The organism is Salinarimonas sp. (genome assembly GCF_040111675.1).
In the GTDB taxonomy this organism is placed as follows: Bacteria; Pseudomonadota; Alphaproteobacteria; order Rhizobiales; family Beijerinckiaceae; genus Salinarimonas.
This window is the reverse complement of the sequence record NZ_CP157794.1, coordinates 1,253,466-1,274,476: the sequence shown is the minus strand read 5'-3', so window position 1 is coordinate 1,274,476 and position 21,011 is coordinate 1,253,466. Positions and strand designations below refer to the sequence as shown.

At 70.5% G+C, this 21,011-nt stretch carries 22 protein-coding genes; 15 read left to right on the top strand and 7 right to left on the bottom strand.

All coding sequences use genetic code 11. The features are described 5' to 3' along the window. Nucleotides 1–52: 52 nt before the first annotated feature. From petA to ssb, 8 genes are all read left to right on the top strand, one after another. Nucleotides 53–592 (top strand): ubiquinol-cytochrome c reductase iron-sulfur subunit, encoded by a 540-nt coding sequence (gene petA / locus ABL310_RS05925; RefSeq protein ID WP_349370771.1) that lies wholly within the window; start codon nt 53–55, stop codon nt 590–592. Nucleotides 593–692: 100 nt separating this feature from the next. Further along, on the top strand, nt 693–1,976 hold the full coding sequence (locus tag ABL310_RS05920) for a cytochrome b/b6 (RefSeq protein ID WP_349370770.1): 1,284 nt from the start codon (nt 693–695) through the stop codon (nt 1,974–1,976). 40 nt (nt 1,977–2,016) lie between these two features. Beyond that, nucleotides 2,017–2,889 carry a cytochrome c1 gene (locus tag ABL310_RS05915; protein WP_349370769.1) on the top strand — a complete coding sequence of 291 codons (873 nt, stop codon included), beginning with the start codon at nt 2,017–2,019 and terminating at the stop codon, nt 2,887–2,889. Between the two features lie 157 nt (nt 2,890–3,046). Beyond that, on the top strand, nt 3,047–3,922 hold the full coding sequence (locus ABL310_RS05910; RefSeq protein WP_349370768.1) for an S-methyl-5'-thioadenosine phosphorylase: 876 nt from the start codon (nt 3,047–3,049) through the stop codon (nt 3,920–3,922). Nucleotides 3,923–3,968: 46 nt separating this feature from the next. Further along, on the top strand, nt 3,969–4,514 hold the full coding sequence (locus tag ABL310_RS05905; protein ID WP_349370767.1) for an adenine phosphoribosyltransferase: 546 nt from the start codon (nt 3,969–3,971) through the stop codon (nt 4,512–4,514). A 136-nt stretch (nt 4,515–4,650) separates the two neighbouring features. Further along, complete coding sequence (locus ABL310_RS05900) at nt 4,651–4,977, top strand: DUF4258 domain-containing protein (protein ID WP_349370766.1); 327 nt, start codon at nt 4,651–4,653, stop codon at nt 4,975–4,977. A 24-nt stretch (nt 4,978–5,001) separates the two neighbouring features. Then, the gene (locus tag ABL310_RS05895; RefSeq protein WP_349370765.1) at nt 5,002–5,466 is read left to right on the top strand and encodes a transcriptional regulator; all 465 of its coding nucleotides are present in this window, start codon (nt 5,002–5,004) and stop codon (nt 5,464–5,466) included. A 144-nt stretch (nt 5,467–5,610) separates the two neighbouring features. After that, nucleotides 5,611–6,150, top strand: coding sequence for a single-stranded DNA-binding protein (gene ssb, locus ABL310_RS05890; RefSeq protein ID WP_349370764.1), 540 nt, complete (start codon nt 5,611–5,613; stop codon nt 6,148–6,150). Between the two features lie 59 nt (nt 6,151–6,209). Here the strand turns inward: ssb and ABL310_RS05885 are convergent, their stop codons facing one another. Beyond that, nucleotides 6,210–8,372, bottom strand: coding sequence for a HAMP domain-containing methyl-accepting chemotaxis protein (locus ABL310_RS05885; protein ID WP_349370763.1), 2,163 nt, complete (start codon nt 8,370–8,372; stop codon nt 6,210–6,212). 198 nt (nt 8,373–8,570) lie between these two features. Then, nucleotides 8,571–8,822 carry a hypothetical protein gene (locus ABL310_RS05880; protein WP_349370762.1) on the bottom strand — a complete coding sequence of 84 codons (252 nt, stop codon included), beginning with the start codon at nt 8,820–8,822 and terminating at the stop codon, nt 8,571–8,573. A 174-nt stretch (nt 8,823–8,996) separates the two neighbouring features. On the opposite strand from ABL310_RS05880, the gene ABL310_RS05875 reads away from it, so the two are divergent. Further along, entirely contained in the window at nt 8,997–10,163 is a 1,167-nt protein-coding gene (locus tag ABL310_RS05875; protein ID WP_349370761.1) for an AI-2E family transporter, read from the top strand. 90 nt (nt 10,164–10,253) lie between these two features. Beyond that, nucleotides 10,254–10,541, top strand: coding sequence for a PilZ domain-containing protein (locus tag ABL310_RS05870; protein ID WP_349370760.1), 288 nt, complete (start codon nt 10,254–10,256; stop codon nt 10,539–10,541). Between the two features lie 87 nt (nt 10,542–10,628). On the opposite strand, the gene ABL310_RS05865 is transcribed toward ABL310_RS05870, so the two are convergent. Further along, nucleotides 10,629–10,970: a response regulator gene (locus ABL310_RS05865; RefSeq protein WP_349370759.1), complete on the bottom strand. Its 342-nt coding sequence runs from the start codon at nt 10,968–10,970 to the stop codon at nt 10,629–10,631. A gap of 167 nt (nt 10,971–11,137) precedes the next feature. Between ABL310_RS05865 and ABL310_RS05860 the strand changes: the two genes are divergently transcribed. Continuing rightward, nucleotides 11,138–12,022, top strand: a complete 885-nt coding sequence (locus ABL310_RS05860) for a methyltransferase domain-containing protein (RefSeq protein WP_349370758.1) — start codon at nt 11,138–11,140, stop codon at nt 12,020–12,022. A gap of 6 nt (nt 12,023–12,028) precedes the next feature. Here the strand turns inward: ABL310_RS05860 and ABL310_RS05855 are convergent, their stop codons facing one another. Beyond that, nucleotides 12,029–13,933, bottom strand: coding sequence for an ABC transporter ATP-binding protein (locus ABL310_RS05855; protein WP_349370757.1), 1,905 nt, complete (start codon nt 13,931–13,933; stop codon nt 12,029–12,031). A gap of 105 nt (nt 13,934–14,038) precedes the next feature. On the opposite strand from ABL310_RS05855, the gene ABL310_RS05850 reads away from it, so the two are divergent. The 4 genes from ABL310_RS05850 to ABL310_RS05835 all read left to right on the top strand — a co-directional run bounded on the left by ABL310_RS05850 (nt 14,039) and on the right by ABL310_RS05835 (nt 16,942). After that, nucleotides 14,039–14,509, top strand: a complete 471-nt coding sequence (locus tag ABL310_RS05850) for a tRNA (cytidine(34)-2'-O)-methyltransferase (RefSeq protein ID WP_349370756.1) — start codon at nt 14,039–14,041, stop codon at nt 14,507–14,509. 69 nt (nt 14,510–14,578) lie between these two features. Further along, nucleotides 14,579–14,884: a PepSY domain-containing protein gene (locus tag ABL310_RS05845; RefSeq protein ID WP_349370755.1), complete on the top strand. Its 306-nt coding sequence runs from the start codon at nt 14,579–14,581 to the stop codon at nt 14,882–14,884. Nucleotides 14,885–14,896: 12 nt separating this feature from the next. Continuing rightward, nucleotides 14,897–15,559 (top strand): response regulator transcription factor, encoded by a 663-nt coding sequence (locus ABL310_RS05840; protein ID WP_349370754.1) that lies wholly within the window; start codon nt 14,897–14,899, stop codon nt 15,557–15,559. Nucleotides 15,560–15,571: 12 nt separating this feature from the next. Continuing rightward, nucleotides 15,572–16,942, top strand: a complete 1,371-nt coding sequence (locus tag ABL310_RS05835) for an ATP-binding protein (protein ID WP_349370753.1) — start codon at nt 15,572–15,574, stop codon at nt 16,940–16,942. A 7-nt stretch (nt 16,943–16,949) separates the two neighbouring features. Here the strand turns inward: ABL310_RS05835 and ABL310_RS05830 are convergent, their stop codons facing one another. The 3 genes from ABL310_RS05830 to ABL310_RS05820 all read right to left on the bottom strand — a co-directional run bounded on the left by ABL310_RS05830 (nt 16,950) and on the right by ABL310_RS05820 (nt 20,937). After that, complete coding sequence (locus ABL310_RS05830; RefSeq protein WP_349370752.1) at nt 16,950–18,623, bottom strand: iron ABC transporter permease; 1,674 nt, start codon at nt 18,621–18,623, stop codon at nt 16,950–16,952. A gap of 79 nt (nt 18,624–18,702) precedes the next feature. Then, nucleotides 18,703–19,689, bottom strand: a complete 987-nt coding sequence (locus ABL310_RS05825) for an ABC transporter substrate-binding protein (protein WP_349370751.1) — start codon at nt 19,687–19,689, stop codon at nt 18,703–18,705. A gap of 207 nt (nt 19,690–19,896) precedes the next feature. Further along, on the bottom strand, nt 19,897–20,937 hold the full coding sequence (locus ABL310_RS05820; RefSeq protein ID WP_349370750.1) for a UDP-glucuronic acid decarboxylase family protein: 1,041 nt from the start codon (nt 20,935–20,937) through the stop codon (nt 19,897–19,899). Nucleotides 20,938–21,011 lie beyond the last annotated feature (74 nt).

Genomic DNA, 21,011 nt, shown 5'->3' with positions numbered 1-21,011 from the left:
TCGAGGGCGCGCTGCGCGAAGACCAGTTCGAAACCCTGCTCGGGAGAGTGACGTGGCCGAGACCACCACAGCGCAAGAGCCTACCCGGCGCGACTTCCTGTTCCTGGCGACCGGCGCCGTGGGCGCGGTCGGCGTCGCCGCGGCCGCCTGGCCGTTCATCGCCCAGCTCGCCCCCGACGCGCAGACGGTCGCCGCCGGCGCGCCGATCGAGGTCGACCTGACCCCGATCGCCGAGGGCCAGATCGTCAAGATGTTCTGGCGCGGCGCGCTGATCTTCGTGCGCAACCGCACGCCCGCCGAGATCGAGGCCGCCCGCGCCACGCCGCTCGCCGACCTGAAGGATCCCGAGCCGGACGAGGCGCGCGTGATGGCCGGTCGCGAGAACTGGCTGATCATCTACGGCAACTGCACCCATCTCGGCTGCGTGCCGCTCGACTTCCAGGGCCAGTACGGCGGCTGGTTCTGCCCGTGCCACGGCTCGGTGTTCGACACGTCCGGCCGCATCCGCCAGGGCCCGGCCCCGATCAACCTGCCGGTCCCGCCCTACCGCTTCGTCGACGACACCCGCATCGTCATCGGCGAGACGGCCTGAGGCGCGGACCGCTCGACCCCCGCGGCCGGGCCGACCCGGCCGCGATCTGACGGAAATCCGAACGAGAGCCGATCAGGCGAGACTGAAGCAGGCGAGACCCATGAGCTCACATCCCACCACCTACGTTCCCAAGAACGCCGCCGCGAAGTGGCTGGAGAGCCGGTTGCCGATCATCGGCCTGGTCCACTCGTCCTTCGTCGCCTTCCCGGTGCCGCGGAACCTGACCTATTTCTGGACCTTCGGCGCGATCCTGATGGTGATGCTGGTCGTCCAGATCGTCACCGGCATCGTGCTGGCGATGCACTATACGCCGCACGCCGACCACGCCTTCGCGTCGGTCGAGCACATCATGCGGAACGTCGAGTACGGCTGGCTGCTGCGCTACCTGCACGCCAACGGCGCGTCGTTCTTCTTCATCGCGGTGTACATCCACATCTTCCGCGGCCTCTACTACGGCTCCTACAAGGCGCCGCGCGAGGTCTTGTGGATCCTCGGCGTGATCATCCTGCTCCTGATGATGGCCACCGCCTTCATGGGCTACGTGCTGCCGTGGGGCCAGATGTCGTTCTGGGGCGCCACCGTGATCACCAACCTGTTCTCGGTGATCCCGCTCGTGGGCGACACCATCGTGTCGTTCCTCTGGGGCGGCTACTCGGTGGGCAACCCGACGCTCAACCGCTTCTTCTCGCTGCACTACCTCCTGCCCTTCATGATCTTCGGCGTGGCCATGCTCCACGTCTGGGCGCTCCACGTGCCGGGCAACAACAACCCGACCGGCGTGCCGATCAAGTCGGGCAAGGACGCGGTGCCGTTCCACCCGTACATGACCGTCAAGGACACGTTCTCGATCGTGTGCTTCTTCATCGTGTACCTGTGGTTCGTGTTCTACCTGCCGAACTATCTCGGCCATGCGGACAACTACGTCCCGGCCAACCCGTCGGCGACGCCGGCGCACATCGTGCCGGAATGGTACTTCCTGCCCTTCTACGCGATCCTCCGCGCCGTTCCGGACGCGCTCTTCGGCGTGATCCTGATGTTCGCCTCGATCGCGGTGCTGGCCTTCCTGCCCTGGCTCGACACCTCGCGGGTCCGCTCGGGCTCCTACCGGCCGGTGTTCCGGGTGCTGTTCTGGGCCTTCGTGGTCACCTGCCTGATGCTCGGCTGGCTCGGCTCGCGTCCGGCGGAGGGGATCTACGTCATCCTCTCGCAGATCTTCACCATCCTCTACTTCGCCTACTTCCTGATCGCGATGCCGCTCCTCGGCCTGTTCGAGAAGCCGCTGCCGCTGCCGAACTCCATCACGGAGGCCGTGCTCGGCAAGAAGCAGGCGGGCGGATCGGGCATGCCCGTCGGCGCCGCCGCCGAGCCTCAGTCCAAGGGCTGAGGCGCGGCACGAGCGAGATCAGGACAAGGGTTCGAGAACCATGAAGAAGACCCTCATCATCGCCGGCGCGCTGGCCGCCTCCCTCGCGCTCCCCTTGGGGAGCGCCCAGGCGGCCGGCGGCGGCGTCACGCCCCCGAAATACGAGTGGAGCTTCGCCGGCCCGTTCGGCACCTACGACCGGGCGCAGCTGCAGCGCGGCTTCCTGGTGTTCAAGACCGTGTGCGCCTCCTGCCACGGCCTCGAGAAGATCGCCTTCCGCAATCTGGCGGAAGAAGGCGGCCCAGAGTACAGCGAGGCGCAGGTCGAAGCCTTCGCGGCGGAGTTCATCGTCGACGGCGGCTTCGACGAGTTCGGCGACCCCGTCACCCGCCCGGGCACGCCGGCCGACTTCTGGCCGTCGCCCTTCGCCAACCCGGTCCAGGCGGCCTCCGCCAACGGCGGCAAGGCCCCGCCGGACCTCTCGGTGATGGCCAAGGCCCGCACCTACGAGCGCGGCTTTCCCCTGTGGATCACCGACGTGTTCACGCAGTACAACGAGAACGGCGTGGACTACATGGCGGCGTTCCTGAAGGGCTACGTCGAGCCGCCGGCGGATTTCGATCCGTCCATGGGCAACTGGAACCTCTATTATCCGGGCAACATCGTGGCGATGCCGAACGTCCTCTTCGACGGCGGCATCGAGTATCCGCGCGACGATCAGGGCCGCCCGGTCGTGCCGGAGACGGTCGAGCAGTACGCCAAGGACGTCACCGCCTTCCTGATGTGGACCGCGGAGCCGCACCTCGAGACCCGCAAGGCCATGGGCTTCCAGGTCATGGTGTTCCTGCTGGTGTTCGCGGGCCTGCTGTACTTCACCAAGAAGCGCATCTGGGCCCGCGTCGGCGGTGAGACCGAGGGCCACGCGGCCGGCTGACCGGCGCATTCTCCGATTTGGAATGGTGGAAAGGGCGCCTGCGGGCGCCCTTTTTCGTGAGCGGCGCGGATTTGCGCAGACCCGAGGCGCGCGAGGGGGCGACGGCGGCGAAACTTCGCGCTAGCATCGCGCCGGAACAACCGAAGGGGTAGAGACCATGACGCGCGCGGTACTGGGCGTGATCGGAGGATCGGGCGTATACGACCTGCCCGGGATGGAGGACGTTCGCGAGGAGCGGATCGCATCGCCCTGGGGCGAGCCGTCCGACGCCCTCAGGATCGGACGCATCGCGGACACGACCGTGGTGTTCCTGCCGCGCCACGGGCGCGGGCACCGCATGTCCCCCTCCGACATCGACTACCGCGCCAACATCGACGCGTTGAAGCGCGCCGGCGTCACCGACATCGTCTCGCTCTCGGCCTGCGGCTCGTTCAAGGACGAGCTGCCGCCGGGCTGCTTCGTCCTCGTCGACCAGTTCGTCGACCGCACCTACAAGCGCGAGAGCTCTTTCTTCGGCAAGGGCTGCGTCGCCCATGTCTCGATGGCCCATCCCGTCGGCCCGCTGCTGCAGCAGCGCCTCTACGACGCCGGCGTCGCCGAGGGCCTCGACGTGCGCAAGAACGGCACGTACGTGTGCATGGAGGGGCCGCAATTCTCCAGCCTGGCCGAGAGCGTCTCCTACAAGCACATGGGCTACGACGTGATCGGCATGACCAACATGCCCGAGGCCAAGCTCGCCCGGGAGGCCGAGATCACCTACGCGACCGTAGCCATGGTGACCGATTACGATTGCTGGCATCCGGACCACGCGGTCGTCGACGTCGCAGCCGTGATCGCGGTGGTGAAGGCCAACGCCGCCAATGCCGCCAAGCTCGTCGCGCGGGTCGCGCGGGACTTCCCGGCGGAGCACGAGCCCTGCCCCGTCGGCTCGGACACGGCCCTCGAGGTCGCGATCATGACGGCGCCGGAGATGCGCGACCCCGCCCTGGTCGCCAAGCTGGACGCCGTGGCCGGCCGCGTGCTCAATCGCTGACCGAATCGCCCGCCTACCACCGAGACGCCGACGCAGGACCCCGATCATGGACACGCTCGCCGATCACGACATCAAGTCCGCCATCCGCACCATCCCGGACTACCCCAAGCCCGGCATCATGTTCCGGGACATCACCACCCTGCTGGGCGACACCCGCGCCTTCCGGCGCACCATCGACGAGCTGGTGAACCCCTATGCCGGCACCAAGGTCGACAAGATCGCCGGCATCGAGGCCCGCGGCTTCATCGTCGGCGGCGCCATGGCCCACCAGCTTTCGGCGGGCTTCGTGCCGATCCGTAAGAAGGGCAAGCTGCCGCACCAGGTGGTCAGCGTCGCCTACGCGCTGGAATACGGCTCCGACGAGATCGAGATCCACGCCGACGCGCTGGTCGCGGGCGAGCGGGTGGTGCTCGTCGACGACCTGATCGCCACCGGCGGCACGGCGACCGCCGCCGTCGAGCTCTTGCGCCGCATCGGCGCCGAGGTCGTGGCCTGCTGCTTCGTCGTCGACCTGCCCGACCTCGGCGGCGCCGCGCGCCTGCGGGGAATGGGGGTCGAGGTGCGGTCGCTGGTGGCGTTCGAGGGGCATTGAGGACGGGGAACGCGCACACAATTTCGGCCCCGGGCACACCCGTGACCCCAATTTAATCTTGCATTTTCCGTGCGGCGTTTTACCTATGGCGGGGAACTTATCACGGTGATAAGTGTACGCCCTGGGAAGGATGCTGATGGGTGGAGAGCCGTGGGACCCCTCCGAAGCGACAAGACGGATACGCGCGATCGCGAAGCATCATTCGCTGAACGTGACTTACACGCATCATGCGCGCGAGCAGATGCTCAAACGAGACCTCATTCTGGGTGACGTCCTGTACGTTCTGAAAAATGGCTTCGTTCACGATTCCGCACAGGCATCAACGCGCCCCGGCTACTACAAATACCGGATGCAAACAAGTACGCCGAACTCAGGGCAGCGCGATGTGCGTGTCGTTGTGATCCCGGACGAGAGGTCATTTTGGGTGAAGGTCGTCACCGTGATGTGGGTTGACGAGCCCTAATCCTCACCGCCAAGGAGAACAGAGATGCCTGCCTATCAATATGTCGAGAGCGGGCTCGATAACGTGCTCATCGAAGGCGCAACGTTCATGGTGTCCGACGACGCCGGTGAGAGCTGCATCGACATACCGAATGTAAACGGACTGCATCACGCGATCGCTGAGGCCATCGTCAACAAGCGTACCAGCATCACCGGGAAGGAACTTCGGTTCCTCCGTACGGAGATGGCAATGACGCAGTCCGAGCTGGCTGCAGTGGTTCATCGCGAGCCGCTGGCTATCAGTCGCTGGGAAAGGGGCGAAGTCGAGATCGACCGCAACGCCGAAGCGCTGATCCGGCTGTACGCGGTGGAGGAGCTGGGGCTGGAGGATGCGCCCGGCGTCGGTGAGGTAGCCGCCTGGTGCGTTCCGAATGGTAGCGACCCGACGATCATCATCGACGGCTCGGACCCCGACAATTATCGTTCCAAGCCGCTGGCTAACGCAGCCTAAGAAACGCCCGAGCGCTCTGCGCTCGGGTTATTGACTCTGGAACAAAGATAGAACTATTTTTTCGGTAGTGGACGAGCCTCGCGGCCCCTTGCTCGCGCGGCCCGCGGGGCGCACAAAGCCCTGGAGCGCAAGACAGCGGAGGCGATGATGGCCGGCGTGAACAAGGTGATCCTGGTGGGCAATCTCGGGCGCGATCCCGAGGTGCGACGCACCTCGAACGGCGACCCGGTCGTGAACCTCCGGCTCGCCACGACGGAGACGTGGCGCGACAAGGGCACGGGCGAGCGCCGCGAGAAGACCGAGTGGCACAGCGTGGTGATCTTCAACGAGCCCCTCGGCCGCATCGCCGAGCAATATCTGAAGAAGGGCTCGTCGGTGTATATCGAGGGCCAGCTCCAGACCCGGAAGTGGACAGACCGGGAAGGCAACGAGAAGTACACGACCGAGATCGTGCTCCAGCGCTATCGCGGCGAGCTCACCCTGCTTGGCGGCCGCGGAGGCGGCGGCGGCGGGGGCGGCGGCGACTACGAGGGCGGCGGCGACGAGTACGGCGGCGGCGGCGACGATTTCGGCCGCTCCTCCCCGATGGAGCGCCGCCCGGCCACGGCCGGCGGCAGCGGCGGCCAGCAGGGCGGCGGCGGCTCCTCGCGCTACAACGATCTCGACGACGACATCCCGTTCTGAGGGTCGGCGCGAGGAGGGCGGCGTTTCGCCGCCCTCCCGCTCTTCCGGAGAGCGCGCGCTCAGGCCGCCCGCGCCTCGTCGTGACGGATCTGGCCGAGGAACTCTCGCATTCGCAGGCGCAACATCTCCGCCTGGCGCGACAGCTCGCCCGACGCCGAGAGCACCTGGCTCGCGGCAGAGCCCGTCTCGTCGGCGGCCGCGCCCACGCTCGCGATGCTGGCGTCCACCTCGCCCGTGCGCGCAGCCGCCTGACCGATATTGGACGAGATCTCGCCGGTCGCCGCGCCCTGCTGCTCGAGCGCAGAGGAGATGCTCGCCATGCCCTCGCTGATCGAGCCGATGGTGCGCCCGATGGCGCCGATCGTCCCAACCGCGGCGTTCGTCGCCGTCTGCATGCCGGAGATCTGCTGAGCGATCTCGTCCGTCGCCTTCGCCGTCTGGTCGGCGAGCGTCTTCACCTCGGCGGCCACGACCGCGAAGCCCTTCCCGGCCGCGCCCGCACGCGCCGCCTCGATCGTGGCGTTGAGCGCGAGCAGGTTGGTCTGGGCGGCGATGCCGGAAATCAGCTCGACCACGTTGCCGATGCGCTGCGCCGTCGCGGAAAGCGCCTCGATCTCCGCGTTCGAGCGCTCGGCTTCCGAGACGGCGTGCCGCGCCGTGCCGTTGGCCTGGGAGGTCTGGCGCCCGATCTCGGCGACGGAGCTCGACAATTCCTCGACCGTGCCGGCCACGGCCTGGACGTTGCCGCTCGCGGCGGAGGACGCCGCGCGCACGGCCGCGGATTGACGGCTCGTCTCCTCGGCGGTGGCGGAGAGGCTCCGGGCCGCGCTTTCCAGCTCCGTCGCCGCCGACGCGATCTGGTCGATCAGCGCGCCGACGGAGGCCTCGAAGTCGCCGGCGAGCCGCGCCATGGCGGCACGCTTCTCGGCCTCCTGCCGCGCCTCGACCTCGGCCTGCTCGGCCCGCAGGCGCTCCACCTCGATGGCGTTCTCCTTGAAGACGACCACGGCGCGGGCCATGGCGCCGATCTCGTCGGCGCGCTCGGCGCCGGCGATCTCGGTGTCGAGCGCGCCGCCGGCGAGCCGGGCCATGGCGTCCGTGAGACGCTCGATGGGACGGGTGACGCGAGCGAGGACGAGCCGGACGGCCGCGAGCGACGCGAGAACGGCGAGGGCGAGCGCGATGGCCGAGAGCGTCATGCCCCGACGCTGCTCCTGCGCCTCGCGGGCGACGAGCCCCGCGGAATGACGGGTAGCGGCCTCGGAGAGGGCGAGGATCGACCCGATGCCGTCCGTCGCGGCCGTGATCCACTGCCCGGCCGACAGGGGATAGGGCGCGCCGGCTGCGCTCGCCGCGTAGACTTGCGTGCGCACCTCGCCGAACCGGCCGAAGAAGCGCGAGCGAACCGCCGCGATCGCCGCGGCCAGCTCCGGGCCACCGACCTCGCGTCGCTCGAAGGCCTCCACCGTGCTCCAGGACGCCTCGACCCGTCCGCGCAGGGCGCCCAGCCGGCTCAGATCCTCGGCCGAGAGCCGGCCTCCGGCGGCGATCGCGGCCCCGATCTGCGCGCGCTCGCGCCCGGCGAACTCGCTCATCGTGAACACGGCGTCGCGCAGCTCCTGCGTGAGCTGCAGCTCCGCCGCGATCGTCTCCGGGAGCACGTAGGCCGCCTGACGCAACGACTGCGACGCCATGATCAGGCGCGTCGCGGTCGGTAGCCACTCGGCGGCGACCCCGGTCGAGCGCTGCAGGACCGGGCGCTGAAGCGCCTCGTCCGCGCGCCGCCGCACCCCCGCCAGCGCCGCGTGCGCCGCCTCGGCCTCCGCGAGCAGGGCGGCCTTGTTCGGGAAGTCGGTTCCCGTCTCGATCGACGCGACGGCCTCGGCGAAGGCGGCGTCCCCCCTGCTCCTCAGCGCGGCGAGCTGCGCGACGAGCTCCGCGGAGGCGGGATCGGGCGCGTTCAGCGCCGCATACGTCGTGCCGCGCTCGAGCGCCCAAGCGGCGGCGCTGCCCATGAGGAGGCTGGCCTTCTCGTCGCTCTGCGCCGTCGTGGTCGCGTTCTCGAGCCGATCCACGCTTTCGGCCAGGTCCAGCCCACCGAGCGCGATCGCGACGGCGGCGAGCAGCGCCACCACACCGATGACACTATTCCGGATGGTAAGACGCGTTTTTCCTGCGCCCCCGGCAAGCGGACCCGCATTCTTGACGTTGCTGTTCGACATGAGAACACCTGACGAAGTCTACACCTAACTCCGATCGGATGCTCGCGCGCGAATGAACAAACCCATAAAGACCCCGTCCGAGACGTGAACTTCTATGGAACCCCGTACTCTTACGTAATGATTATTTTCTCACACACAGCATCGACGCCTTCGCCCGACGCGTGGTTTCATCATTTGCGTCCAGCCGCGGGCGCACCCCTATTCCGACGGCGCGTTCGCCTGCGGGCGCAGCCGTCGCAGCAGCAGCCCGAGTCCGTAGGTGAGCTGCAGCATCGCGGCGAGGCCCGCCGCGCGGCCGACGAGCACGGCCGTCGGCAGGTCGGCCAGCGCATCCATGATCACCTGCGTCGCGAGCCCGAGCATCAGCCCGAGCGCGAAGGCCGGCAGGCCGAGATAGACGCCCGCCGTGAGGCCGAACACGGCTCCCGTCGCGAGGAGCACGACGTACATCCGCCCGCCACCTCCGTTCCCACACGCGCGGTCGCACCGCGCTCGCCGAATAACATAGCATAATTTCGATACGTGCACGGCCCGGCTCGACGGTTCTCACAGGATCCGCACGCGGGAACCCCGGCGCGACCTTCGCCGTTCGCTCGTCCCGTATCCCCCGCGAAAGGTCCCCGCATGCTCGAGCGAAGGCCGCTCGCCGACCCCGCGAAGGGCGGCGTCGAGGCTCGGGACGGCGATCGCCCCTCCCCCGTCGTCGAGACGCGCCTCAACCGGGCGGCGGCCGTGTCCCTGCACGTCTGCGCGCTGGTGCTCGGCGTCGGCGCGCTCTATTTCGCGCGCGACGTCTTCCTGCCCGTGGCCCTGGCGATCCTCGTGGCGCTGACGTTGAGCCCGATCGTGCGCGGCCTCGACCGCCGCGGGCTGCCCGGCTGGCTCACCGCGCCGACGCTGGTCGTCGGCCTCGTCGGCGTGCTCGGCCTCGGCGCCTACCTCTTGAGCTATCCGCTCGCCGAATGGCTGGCGCGCGCGCCCGAGATCGGCCGCGAGCTGGAATGGGAGCTCTATTCCCTGCGCTCCTCGCTGGAGGCCGTCGAGGAGGCGTCGAAGCAGGTCGACGAGATCGCCCAGGCGGGCGGCGCGGAGCCCGGCGTCGACGAGGTCGTGGTGCGCGAGCCGGGCTTCCTCGTCACCGCCTCTTCCGGCGTCGCCGGCGTGCTCGCCACGATCGGCATCGCCGCCTTGCTGGCGCTCTTCCTGCTCGCCGCCGGGGACCGGATCTACGAGCGCATCGTGCATGTGCTGCCGACCTTCCACGACAAGCGCACGGCCGTGGAGATCGTGCGCGCCATCGAGCGCTCGATCTCGCGCTATCTCCTCACCATCACCCTGATCAACACCACGCTGGGGATCGGCGTCGGGACGGCGCTGTGGGCCGTGGGCATGCCCACGCCCGTCCTGTTCGGGGCGATGGCGACGCTGCTCAACTTCCTGCCCTATATCGGCGCGATCCTCGGGGTGGCGATCACGGCGGCGATCGCGCTCGTCACCTTCGACGGGCTGGGGCCCACCCTCGCGCCGCCGCTCCTCTACCTCGCCTTCACCGCGCTCGAGGGCAACGTCGTCACGCCGCTGATCGTGGGGCGGCGGCTCGAGATCAACGCGGTGGCGATTCTGCTCGGCGTCGCCTTCATGGGCTGGCTCTGGGGGGCGGTGGGGATCTTCCTCGCGGTGCCGCTCCTCGTCGTGCTCAAGACGATCTGCGATCACCTGCCCTCCTGGGCCGGCGTCGGCGCCTTCCTCGCCGGCTCGCTGACCCGGCCCGAACGCGAGAAGCCGGACTGACGCTCCTCGCTTTCCGGCCTTCGGTAACCTTTTTCACACCCGCTGCGCGCATGATCCCGCCGGTACAGGAGCGCCCCGAGGAGCGGTCTCATGCCCGGCGGATGGATCTACGACGACCTGCCCCACGCGGACCGGCGGCACGAGCCGCGCCGGCGGCTCGGCATCCCGAGCGTCGTCTACGTTCCACAGACGCGCCTGCGCTTCTCCTGCACGGTGATCGACCTTTCGCAGCGCGGCGCGAGGGTCCATTGCGAGGAGGTCGACGACCTGCCGGATTCCTTCGTCCTCTTCATCAACGGCACGGAGGCGATCAGCCGGGTCTGCGACGTGATGCGCCGCTCCGGCGAGACGCTGGGCGTGCGCTTCCGCTATCGCTGAGCCCGCCCCTCGCGCCGCGCATAGGCCCGCGCCCGCCGTTCCGCTCGGGCGAGCGGTCGAAGCGCGCGGCGCGCGGACGGTTTCGGATCAGCCGGTCGTGTCGCGGATCACCGCGGCGAGCATGTCCTGGTCGTAGGGCTTCGCCAGCGTGCGCAGGCTCTCGCCGTCGGGCGGCGCGCCGTAGCCCGTGGCGAGCACGACCGGCAGGCCCGGCCGGCGCTCCCGCAGGGCGGCGGCGAGCTCGGTCCCGGTCATGCCGGGCATGGACTGGTCGGTGATGACGAGGTCGATGTCCTCCCGCCCGTCGACGATCTCCAGGGCCTCGCGACCGGAATGGGCGGTGAGGACGACGTGGCCGAGATCCTCGATCAGGTCGGCGGACCCCATCGCGGTCAGCGGATCGTCGTCGACGAGAAGGATGGTGGTCATCGGGGGACTGACTCCGGGAACGGCGAAGCTCGTGGGCGAAAACGCGTAAGTCGCCAGGGGGTTCGGGGCACGAGGCTCGGCGTGCGCGAGACGCGGTCGCCTCGTGGAGGGCGATCGGGTGTGCATGGTATAGGGTCGAAAGCCGAAACTATCCCGAGCCCCGCACGATGACCAGCCTCCCGCCCCTCCCCGCCACCCCCGAGGAGCTCGCCTTCCTGCGCCGCGCCTATGCGCATCAGGTCTGCCATCGCGCGGAGGTCTCCGATCCGCGAGTCGCGGCCGCCTTCGCGCGCGTGGCGCGGGAGGCGTTCCTCGGACCTCCGCCCTGGCGGCTCATCCAGGAGCACGGTCGCGTGCGGGAGATCCCGGAACCGGACCCGGCTTTGGCCTATCAGGACGCCCTGTTCGCCCTGGCGCCGAAGCTGTTCCTCAACAACGGCCAGCCGTCGCTGCACGCCCGCCTGCTCGACGCGCTCGGCCTGTTCGAGGGCGCACGCGTGGCGCATCTCGGAGCCGGGACCGGGTACTATACGGCGATCGTCGCCGAGCTGGTCGGCCCCTCCGGCCACGTCCTGGCCGTCGAGCACGAGGCACGACTCGCCGCCGATGCCCGCGAGGCCCTCGCGCCCTGGCCGCAGGTCGAGGTCGTCCACGGCGACGGGCTCGCCACGGACCTCGACGGCGTCGAGGCGATCTACGTCAGCTTCGCGGTGGAGGACTACCCGCCGCCCTGGCGGGCGGCGATCGCCGCGGGCGCGCGGCTCCTCGCCCCGCTCGGCGCGCGGGCGCTCGTCGACGGCGCGCCGGGACCCTGGGCCGCCGGCGCGGCCTTCCTGATCGCGCCGGACGCGGAGGGCGTCGCCGCGCGCTACGTCTCGCCGGCGCGCTTCGTCTGCGCCCAGGGCGCGGAGCCGGTCTCGCCGGACCATCGCGCCCGGCTCGCGCGCGCGTTCGCGGAGGGCCGCCCGTCGCAGGTGCGCGGCTTCGTCCTCGGCCCGGCGGGCGAGCGGGACGTGTTCTTCGCGACGCCCGAGTGGGCGCTCGTCTGCTGAGCGCCCCTACTCCGCCGCCGCGGGCCGCCGTGCGCCCTCGCGGTCGACGCCGATGAACCCGCCGGACTGGCGGGCCCACAGGCGGGCGTAGGCGCCGCCCCGCGCGAGCAGCGCGTCGTGCGTGCCCTCCTCGACGATGCGCCCGTCCTCCAGCACGATCAGCCGGTCGAGCGCCGCGATGGTCGAGAGGCGGTGGGCGATGGCGATGACGGTGCGCCCGTCCATCAGCCCGGTGAGCGATTCCTGGATCGCGGCCTCCGTCTCCGAGTCGAGGGCGGAGGTCGCCTCGTCGAGCACGAGGATCGGCGCGTCCTTGAGGATGACGCGGGCGATCGCGACGCGCTGGCGCTGGCCGCCGGACAGCTTCACCCCGCGCTCGCCGGTATGGGCGTCGTAGCCGCGCCGGCCGACATGGTCGACCAGCTCGGTGATGAAGTCGTGCGCATGGGCGAGACGCGCGGCGCGCTCGATCTCGGCATCGCTGGCGTCGAGCCGGCCGTAGGCGATGTTGTCGCGGATCGAGCGATGCAGGAGCGAGGTGTCCTGCGTGACGACGCCGATCTGCGCCCGCAGCGAATCCTGCGTGACCTTCGCGATGTCCTGCTCGTCGATGAGGATGCGCCCGGCCTCGACGTCGTGCAGGCGCAAGAGCAGCGAGACGAGGGTCGACTTGCCGGCGCCGGAGGGCCCGACGATGCCGACCTTCTCGCCCGAGGCCACCGTCAGCGACAGGTCGTCGAGGACGCCGCCCTCCTCCTTGCCGTAATGGAAGCGCACGCGCTCGAAGCGGATCTCGCCGCGACCCACCACGAGCGGCGTCGCGTCCGGCGCGTCCACGAGCCCGTGCGGCCGCGCGATGGTGCGCATCGCTTCCTGGAGCGTGCCGACGTTCTCGAACACGCCGCGGACCGTCTGCATCACCCAGCCCGACATCGTGACGACGCGCATGACGAGGGCGAGCCCCGCCGCCGCGACGCCCGACGACATCGCCCCGTCGCGCCACAGATAGAGCGAGAGCGTCGCGGTGGCGACGATGAGGGCGGCGTTCATCACCTGCAGCGCGAAGGTCGTCGAGGTGACGAGGCGCATCATGTCGAGGAAGGCGCGGGTGTTGCGCGCGATCGCCTCGCGCACGGCCGAGCGCTCGGCCTCGGTGCGGGCGAAGAGCTTCACCGTCATGACGTTGGTGTAGCTGTCGACGACGCGCCCGGTCATGGCCGAGCGGCTCTCGGCGACCTTCAGCGAGCGGTCCCGGGCGCGCGGCACGAAGACCGCGAGGAGCGCCGCGTAGCCGGCGACCCAGGCGAGCATGGGCAGCGCCAGCCACAGGCTGATCGAGCCGAACAGCACCACCGCCGTGATGGCGAAGATCGCGACGTAGAGCAGCGTGTCGAGCAGCGTCACCGCGATCTCGCGCACGGCCTGGCCCGATTGCAGGATGCGAGTGGAGAGCCGGCCGGCGAAGTCGCCCTGGAAATAGCTGATCGCGTGGCCGAGCGTGTAGGCGTGGGCGCGCCAGCGGATCATGTTGGTGGAGTTGACCACCACGATCTGGTTCTTGACGAGATCGTGCGCGAAGTTCAGCGCCGGTCGCATCACCAGCACGAACAGGGCGACGCCCGCCATGGCGAGCCCGTGCGTCTCGAGGATCGTCGCCGGATCGCCCTCGGCGAGGAGATCGACGAACCAGCCGATGAGCAGGTAGAGCGAGCTCTCGAGCAGCCCCACCGCGATCGCCGCGACGGTGAGCACGGCGAACCAGCCCTTCACCGGCGCGAGATAGTGCCAGGCGAAGGCGCCCACCCCGCGGCCGGGCGGGGTCTCGTCCTGCCGGAACGGGGAGAAGGGGTCGATGCGGCTCTCGGCCCAGCCGATCAGGCGGGCGACGAGGCGGACGGGATTGAGGGTCATGAGGCTCGCGCGGTCCGGGGGTTCCACTTCACAGATAGGGTCCAACTAGGGCGCGCGCCACGCGGTTCACTTGACGCGGCGTCGCGGCGGCCCGAAGACCGCGTCATGCGCCTCGTCCTCTACCAGCCCGACATCCCGCAGAACACCGGCACCATGGTGCGTCTCGCCGCCTGCCTGGGGGCGGCGGTGGACATCGTCGAGCCGGCGGGCTTCGACGTGTCGGACCGCAATTTCCGCCGGGCGGGCATGGATTATCTCGACCGCGTCGAGATCGTGCGCCACCGCTCCTGGAGCGCGTTCGAGGAATGGCGGCGCGAGGTCGGCGTGCGGCTGGTGCTCGCCACGACGCGCGGCGCGACCCGCTATACCGATTTCGCCTTCGCCGCGGGCGACGCGATCCTGGTCGGGCGCGAATCGGCGGGCGTGCCCGAGGCGGTGCACGAGGCCGCCGACGCCCGCGTGGTGATCCCGATGCGGCCCGGCTTCCGCTCGCTCAACGTCGCGGTCTCGGCGGCGATGCTGCTCGGGGAGGCCGCGCGGCAAACGGGCTGGGCGGGCGTGGCGCCGGAGGGGTGAGGCCGGCCCCTGCCCTGAACGCGCCATTCACGGCCTGTTCAGCGCGGCTGCGCCAAGTATGATGCCGTCATGCGCACCCGTCTCGCCCTTCTCCCCCTCCTCTTCGCTCTCGCCGCCGCGCCGGCGCCGGCCGCCGCGCAGGCGTGCCTGTCGCCCGGCGAGACCCGGGAGGCCGTCGCCTCCGGGCAGGTCGTTCCGGCGGTCGCCGCCGTGCGGGCCGCCGAGGGCGCGGTTCCCGGGGCCCAGATCACCCAGGTCGACCTCTGCCAGGGCGGCGGCGGCTTCGTCTACCGCATCGCCGCGCTCGGCGGCGACGGGCGTTTCGTGACCGTGATCGTCGACGCCGGCTCCGGCGGCGTCGTCTCGGTGAACTGAGAGGGTCCCGCCATGCGCCTGCTCGTCGTAGAGGACGACGCCTCCCTCAACCGCCAGATCGTCGCCGCGCTGGAGGATTCCGGCTACGTCGTCGACAAGGCCTTCGACGGCGAGGAGGGCCAGTTCCTGGGCGAGACCGAGCCCTACGACTGCGTCATCCTCGATCTCGGCCTGCCCAAGACCGACGGCGTCTCCGTGCTCTCCGCCTGGCGGCGGGCGGGCAGGACGATGCCGGTGCTGATCCTCACCGCGCGCGACCGCTGGTCGGACAAGGTGCAGGGCTTCGACGCCGGCGCGGACGACTACGTGACGAAGCCCTTCCACGTCGAGGAGCTGCTGGCGCGCGTGCGGGCGCTCCTGCGCCGCGCCGCCGGGCACGCCACCTCGGAGATCGTCTGCGGGCCGGTGACGCTCGACACCCGCGCCGGGCGCGTGCTCGTCGAGGATAGGCCGGTGAAGCTGACGAGCCACGAATACCGGCTTCTCGCCTACCTGATCCACCACAAGGGCCGCATCGTCTCCCGCGCGGAGCTGACGGAGCACCTCTACGACCAGGATTTCGACCGCGATTCCAACACGATCGAGGTCTTCGTCGGGCGCCTGCGCAAGAAGCTCGGCGTGGACGTGATCAAGACCATGCGCGGGCTCGGCTACGTCATCGACGAGAGCGCCTGAGCCGGCCCGCCGATGCGTGCGCGCTTCCGCCCCCTCGCCGGCCGCTCCATCGCCGTCCGCCTCGCGGTCTCGGCCCTGTTCTGGAGCGCCGTGATCCTGGTGAGCGCGGGCGTGATCCTCGTCGCGCTCTACCGGCAGACGACGGAGCGCGGCTTCGACCAGCGGCTCCTCGTGCACGTCACGACGCTCGGCTCCCAGGTCGCGACGGGGCGGGAGGCGCTGGCGGCCGGGGATCCGCTGTTCGAGCTGCCCTTCTCCGGCTGGTACTGGCAGATCGGCGCGCCCGGCGCGTCGCTGCGCGAGATCACCACCTCGTCCTCCCTGGTCGGCGCCGCCCTGCCCTGGCTCGACGGGCCGGGAGCCGAGCTCGGCGCGGTGCGCACGGGCTACGTCACGGGGCCGGACGGGCAGAGCCTGAGGGCCGTGGAGCGCACCCTCGCCGCGGGCGAGGGGCGGCGCTTCACCGTGCTCGTCGCGGCGCCCGCCGACGAGATCGCGGCCGACATCGGGCGCTTCGCTCTGGCGCTCGCCGCAACCTTCGCGGCGCTCGGGCTGCTGCTGGGGCTCTCGACGCTGCTCCAGATCCGCTTCGGCCTGCGTCCGCTGGCGCGCCTGCGCGCCGCGGTCGTCGCCATCCGCCGCGGCGACAGCGAGACGGTCTCGGGGGACTACCCGCACGACATCGCCCCGCTCGCGGGGGAGATCAACCTGCTGATCGGCTCGAACCGCGACATCCTCGAGCGCGCCCGCACCCAGGTCGGCAATCTCGCGCACGCGCTGAAGACGCCGCTCTCGGTGCTCGTCAACGAGGCGCGCGCGGAGGGCGGCCCCCTCGCCCCGGTGGTCGAGGCCGAGGCCGAGACCATGCGCCGGCAGATCGGCTACTATCTCGACCGCGCCCGCGCGGCGGCGCAGGTGGGCACGCTCGGCACGGTGACCCCGGTCTCGCCGGTGGCCGCCGCGCTGATGCGCGCCTTCGCCAAGATCCACGCGGACAAGCGGCTCGACCTCGCGCTCGAGGCGCCCGAGAACGCACGCTTTCGCGGCGAGAAGCAGGATCTCGAGGAGATGCTGGGCAACCTCCTCGACAACGCCGCCAAATGGGCGCGCGGCCGCGTGGTGCTGCGGGCCGAGGCGTCCGGGGACCCCGAGCGCCCGCGTCTCGTCCTCGTGGTCGAGGACGACGGTCCGGGCGTGCCGGCGGACAAGCGCGACGAGATGGTGAAACGCGGCAAGCGCCTCGACGAGACGGTGCCGGGCTCGGGGCTGGGGCTGTCGATCGTGGTGGACCTCGCCACGCTCTATCGGGGCTCGCTGACGCTCGGCGAGAGCGCCATGGGCGGCCTCTCCGCGCGGCTCGACCTGCCGGGCGACGTCGGCTGAGGCGCGCTCACCCGGTCGCGTCGCGCCAGGGAACCACGTCGCCGGGCAGCCAGCGCCCGACCTGATCCAGGATCAGCGCCAGGACCAGCGTCACCACGACCGTCGCCGTCGCGAGCGCCGCGGCGGCGGGCGAGTTGCCCTCGTACTGCAGGAAGAAGACGACGACGCCCAGCGTCTCGGCGCCCGACGACCAGAGCAGCGCCGAGACGGTGAGCTCGTTGAAGGCCGTCATGAAGATCAGGAGCCCGCCGGCCACCGCCGCCGGCGCCGCTACGGGCAGGATGATCGCGAACAGCCGGCGGAAGGCCCGCGCGCCGGCGATGCGGGCGGCCTCGTCGAGCGCGGGCTCGATCGTCTCGAGGCTCGCGGTGACGGGGCGCAGCGCCAGCGTCATGAAGCGGGCGAAATAGGCGAAGAGGATGATCCAGAGCGAGTTGTAGACCGAGACCCCGATCAGCGGCAGCGGCGGCAGGAAGACCAGGATCGCGCCGATGGCGAGCACCGTGCCCGGGATGGCGTAGGGCGTGTCCGCCACGAGATCCAGGCCCCGCGCGGCCTTCATGCGGCGCATCACGGCGAGGTAGGCGAGCGGCACGGCGACGAGGCCAGCGACCAGCGCCGTCGCTCCGGCGAGCAGGAAGGAATTGGCGAAGGCGCGCCGGGCCACGTCCTGGCCGAGAACGGCGAAGCGGTAATTGTCGAGGGTGATCGTCTCGAGGGAGAGCCGCACGCCCACCGCGGGCGTGAGCGAGGAGGCCAGCAGCGCGACGAGCGGCAGGAAGGACACGAAGACCAGCACGCTCCACACGGCGGCCTCGACGGGGAGCCGCGCGCGCCCCAGCGGGAAGGGCCGGAGCATGGCGCTCGCCCGCTCCACCCGCGCGTTCATCCGCGCCGCGACGAGGGCGCGCAGCGCCAGGCCCGCGACCGCGATCAGGATCAGGATCAGCGCGATGGCCGCCACCTCGCCCAGCACGGAGGGGCCGAAGCCGTTGAGGCGCTGGTAGATCAGCGTCGTCAGCATCGTGTAGCGGCCGGGGATCCCGAGCAGCGCCGGCACGCCGAAATTCCCGATGGCGGAAACGAAGGCCAGCGCCGCCCCGGCGATGAGCGACGGCAAGGCCAGCGGCAGGACGATGCGCATCGTGGCGACGAGCGGGCGCGCGCCGGAGATCCGCGCCGCCTCCACGAGATCGCGCGGCATGGCGCGCAGGCCCGCGCGCACGGCGAGGAAGACGAGGGCCGCGTGCTCCACGCCCATGACGAGGACGATGCCCCACAGCGAGTAGAGCGGGTTCGTGGTTCCGGGCGGGCTCGCGAGGCCGAGCGGCCGCAGGATCGGCGAGGAGGGGCCGATCAGCTCGATCCAGGCGAGCGCGGTGATCTGGGAGGGAACGAGGAGCGGCAGCAGCAGCGCGAAGGTCAGCGCGGTCTTGGCGCGGACGTTCGTCAGCGCGACGACGAAGGCCATCGTGCCGCCGAGCAGGATCGAGACCAGGGTCGCGAGGCTGCCAGCCTCCAGCGTGTTCCAGAGCGCGCGGGAGGTGGAGCGCGACTCCCACTGGTCGCGCAGGATGCCGAGCGTCTCGCCGGCGGCGTTCTCCCCGAGCGCCTCCAGGAGAAGGCGCCCGAGGGGCCAAAGCGTGAAAACGCCCAGATAGAGCGCCACCCCGGCGAGCATGAGGATCTCGCCGGAAGGCGCGCGAAGGGGCGCACGCAGGCGCGGCGGGGGGACGGCCTGCGCGCGCACGGGCATGCGATCAGCCGCCGAACAGGTCGGCGAAGGCGCGCTTGTTCGCCTCGTCGTTCTCGATCATGGCGCCGAGATCGGCCTCGAGGATGGTGAGCTGGGAGGGAGCCGGACGGCCCTCGGGCAGCTCGACGCCGTCGATGAGCGGGATGTAGCCCTGCGAAGCGGAGAGGCGCTGGCCCTCCTCCGAGAGCGTCCAGTCGACGAAGGCCTTGGCGGCCTCGAGGTCGTCCGTGCCCTTGACGATGGCGACCGGCTCGGTGATCGCGGAGACGCCCTCCTCCGGGAAGACGAAGCCGACCGGCGAGCCCTGGGCGGCCGCGTTGAGCGGCATGAAGTCGACGATGATGCCGTAGGCCTTCTCGCCGCGGGCCACGGCCTCGAGCACGCCGCCGTTGCCGCGCCCGGCGATGGCGCCGTTGTCGGCGAGCGTCTCGTAATAGTCCCAGCCGAACTCCGGCTGCTGCACCATGGTGCCGACATGGTAGACGGCGGCGCCCGAATAGAGCGGGCTCGGCATGGTGAGCGAGGCGGCGATCTCGGGCTTGGTCAGGTCCATCCAGGAGGTCGGGGCCTCCTCGACGAGCTCGGTGTTGTAGACGATGCCCGTGGTGATCAGCTTCGTGCCGAAGAACGTCATGTCCGGGTCGATCACGGCCTCGGGCAGGCCCTGGACAGGCGCGTCCGCATAGGCCTCGAGACGGTCGTCGCCCTTGAGGCGGGTCATCGCCACCGCGTCGGCGATGAGGAGCACGTCGGCGGGGGTCGAGCCGGCGGCGAACTCGGCCTGTAGGCGGTTGACGACCTCGGTCGTTCCCGAGCGGAAGACCTCGACCTGGATGTCCGGATAGGCCTCGTTGAAGGCCTTCACGATGGTGTCCATCTGCTCGGTCGGCTGGGAGGTGTAGACCGTGATGGAGCCGGACTGGGCCAGCGCCACGGTCGAGACCGTGGCGAGGGCGAGGCCGGCGATCAGCGGACGCAGGATCGTCTTCATGGGGCAACCTCGTTGATGCGGGGTTCCGGCGCGCGGACGCGACGCCTCGGCCGTGCGGGTAGCAAGGCCGTATGACGCTCGGGTGACAGGATTTATACGGATGGAGCGGGGGGCGCCAGGGCTCGCGAGGCGATACGCGCGGTGCGCGTCCCGGGCCGGTCGTGGCCCGGGACGCGCACGGCGATCGGATGGCGACGCCCGGCGGCGTCAGGCCGTGCTCTGGAGCACCGGCTCGACGCGGGAGGGGCGCGCGCGACGGGCCTCGCTCGAGGCGGCGGCGCGCCGGCCGGCGAACCAGTCGATCGTGGGCGGCAGCCCCTCGGCGAGCGGCGTCGTCGGGCGCCAGCCGAGCAGCGCGTCGGCGCGGGCGATGTCCGGGCGGCGGCGCTGGGGATCGTCGGTGGGCAGCGGCTCATAGACGAGGCGGGAGCTCGTCTCGATCAGGTCGAGCACCATGTCGGCGAGCTCGACGATGGTGAACTCCGCCGGGTTGCCGAGATTGACCGGCCCGTCCGGCGTCGTCTTCGCCCGCATCAGGCGCGCGAGCCCCTCGATCATGTCGTCGACATAGCAGAACGAGCGCGTCTGCTCGCCCGTGCCGTAGATCGTCAGCGGCTCGCCGGCGAGGGCCTGGCAGATCAGGTTCGAGACGATGCGGCCGTCGTCGGGGCGCATGCGCGGGCCGTAGGTGTTGAAGATGCGCGCCACCCGCACGTCCACCGAGCGCCCGCGCAGATAGTCGAAGCACAGGGTCTCGGCGGCGCGCTTGCCCTCGTCGTAGCAGGCGCGCGGGCCCGTGGGGTTGACGTTGCCCCAGTAGTCCTCGGCCTGCGGATGCTGCTTGGGATCGCCGTAGATCTCGCTCGTCGAGGCCTGCAGGAAGCGCGCGCCGTGGCGCTCGCAATGGTCGAGCAGGTGGCGCGTGCCGACCACGCTCGTCATCATCGTGTGGACCGGGTCGGCCTGGTAGCGCGGCGGCGAGGCGGCGCAGGCGAGATTGTAGACCGCCTCGACCTCGAGATTGGCGGGAAGCGGGTCGCAGACGTCCTGCTCCACCACGGAGAAGCGCGGCTCGCGCACGAGGCCGCCGAGATTTTCGTAGGACCCGGTCTGCATGTTGTCGAGGCAGATCACGCGGGCGCCTTCGGCCACGAGACGATCGCACAGGTTAGAGCCGAGAAACCCGGCGCCGCCCGCCACGAGCACGGCGCGGCGGCGATGGTTTTTCCTCGTGCGGAAAGAATTCATGACAGATCACCTTTCCCAGTGCCGCCGGTCGTCGCCGGATGGGCGTGAATTCTCTCGCCCCAACGCACGAGGAC

Coding starts and splice junctions, on each gene's coding strand:
- ssb (WP_349370764.1), top strand. CDS start 5,611: ATGATGGCCGGCGTGAACAAGGTGATCCTGGTGGGCAATCTCGGGCGC.
- ABL310_RS05825 (WP_349370751.1), bottom strand. CDS start 19,689: ATGAAGACGATCCTGCGTCCGCTGATCGCCGGCCTCGCCCTCGCCACG.
- ABL310_RS05880 (WP_349370762.1), bottom strand. CDS start 8,822: ATGTACGTCGTGCTCCTCGCGACGGGAGCCGTGTTCGGCCTCACGGCG.
- ABL310_RS05830 (WP_349370752.1), bottom strand. CDS start 18,623: ATGCTCGCCGGGGTGGCGCTCTATCTGGGCGTTTTCACGCTTTGGCCC.
- ABL310_RS05875 (WP_349370761.1), top strand. CDS start 8,997: ATGCTCGAGCGAAGGCCGCTCGCCGACCCCGCGAAGGGCGGCGTCGAG.
- ABL310_RS05895 (WP_349370765.1), top strand. CDS start 5,002: ATGCCTGCCTATCAATATGTCGAGAGCGGGCTCGATAACGTGCTCATC.
- ABL310_RS05910 (WP_349370768.1), top strand. CDS start 3,047: ATGACGCGCGCGGTACTGGGCGTGATCGGAGGATCGGGCGTATACGAC.
- ABL310_RS05920 (WP_349370770.1), top strand. CDS start 693: ATGAGCTCACATCCCACCACCTACGTTCCCAAGAACGCCGCCGCGAAG.
- ABL310_RS05915 (WP_349370769.1), top strand. CDS start 2,017: ATGAAGAAGACCCTCATCATCGCCGGCGCGCTGGCCGCCTCCCTCGCG.
- ABL310_RS05850 (WP_349370756.1), top strand. CDS start 14,039: ATGCGCCTCGTCCTCTACCAGCCCGACATCCCGCAGAACACCGGCACC.
- ABL310_RS05900 (WP_349370766.1), top strand. CDS start 4,651: ATGGGTGGAGAGCCGTGGGACCCCTCCGAAGCGACAAGACGGATACGC.
- ABL310_RS05885 (WP_349370763.1), bottom strand. CDS start 8,372: ATGTCGAACAGCAACGTCAAGAATGCGGGTCCGCTTGCCGGGGGCGCA.
- ABL310_RS05870 (WP_349370760.1), top strand. CDS start 10,254: ATGCCCGGCGGATGGATCTACGACGACCTGCCCCACGCGGACCGGCGG.
- ABL310_RS05845 (WP_349370755.1), top strand. CDS start 14,579: ATGCGCACCCGTCTCGCCCTTCTCCCCCTCCTCTTCGCTCTCGCCGCC.
- ABL310_RS05865 (WP_349370759.1), bottom strand. CDS start 10,970: ATGACCACCATCCTTCTCGTCGACGACGATCCGCTGACCGCGATGGGG.
- ABL310_RS05905 (WP_349370767.1), top strand. CDS start 3,969: ATGGACACGCTCGCCGATCACGACATCAAGTCCGCCATCCGCACCATC.
- ABL310_RS05835 (WP_349370753.1), top strand. CDS start 15,572: ATGCGTGCGCGCTTCCGCCCCCTCGCCGGCCGCTCCATCGCCGTCCGC.
- ABL310_RS05860 (WP_349370758.1), top strand. CDS start 11,138: ATGACCAGCCTCCCGCCCCTCCCCGCCACCCCCGAGGAGCTCGCCTTC.
- ABL310_RS05840 (WP_349370754.1), top strand. CDS start 14,897: ATGCGCCTGCTCGTCGTAGAGGACGACGCCTCCCTCAACCGCCAGATC.
- ABL310_RS05820 (WP_349370750.1), bottom strand. CDS start 20,937: ATGAATTCTTTCCGCACGAGGAAAAACCATCGCCGCCGCGCCGTGCTC.
- ABL310_RS05855 (WP_349370757.1), bottom strand. CDS start 13,933: ATGACCCTCAATCCCGTCCGCCTCGTCGCCCGCCTGATCGGCTGGGCC.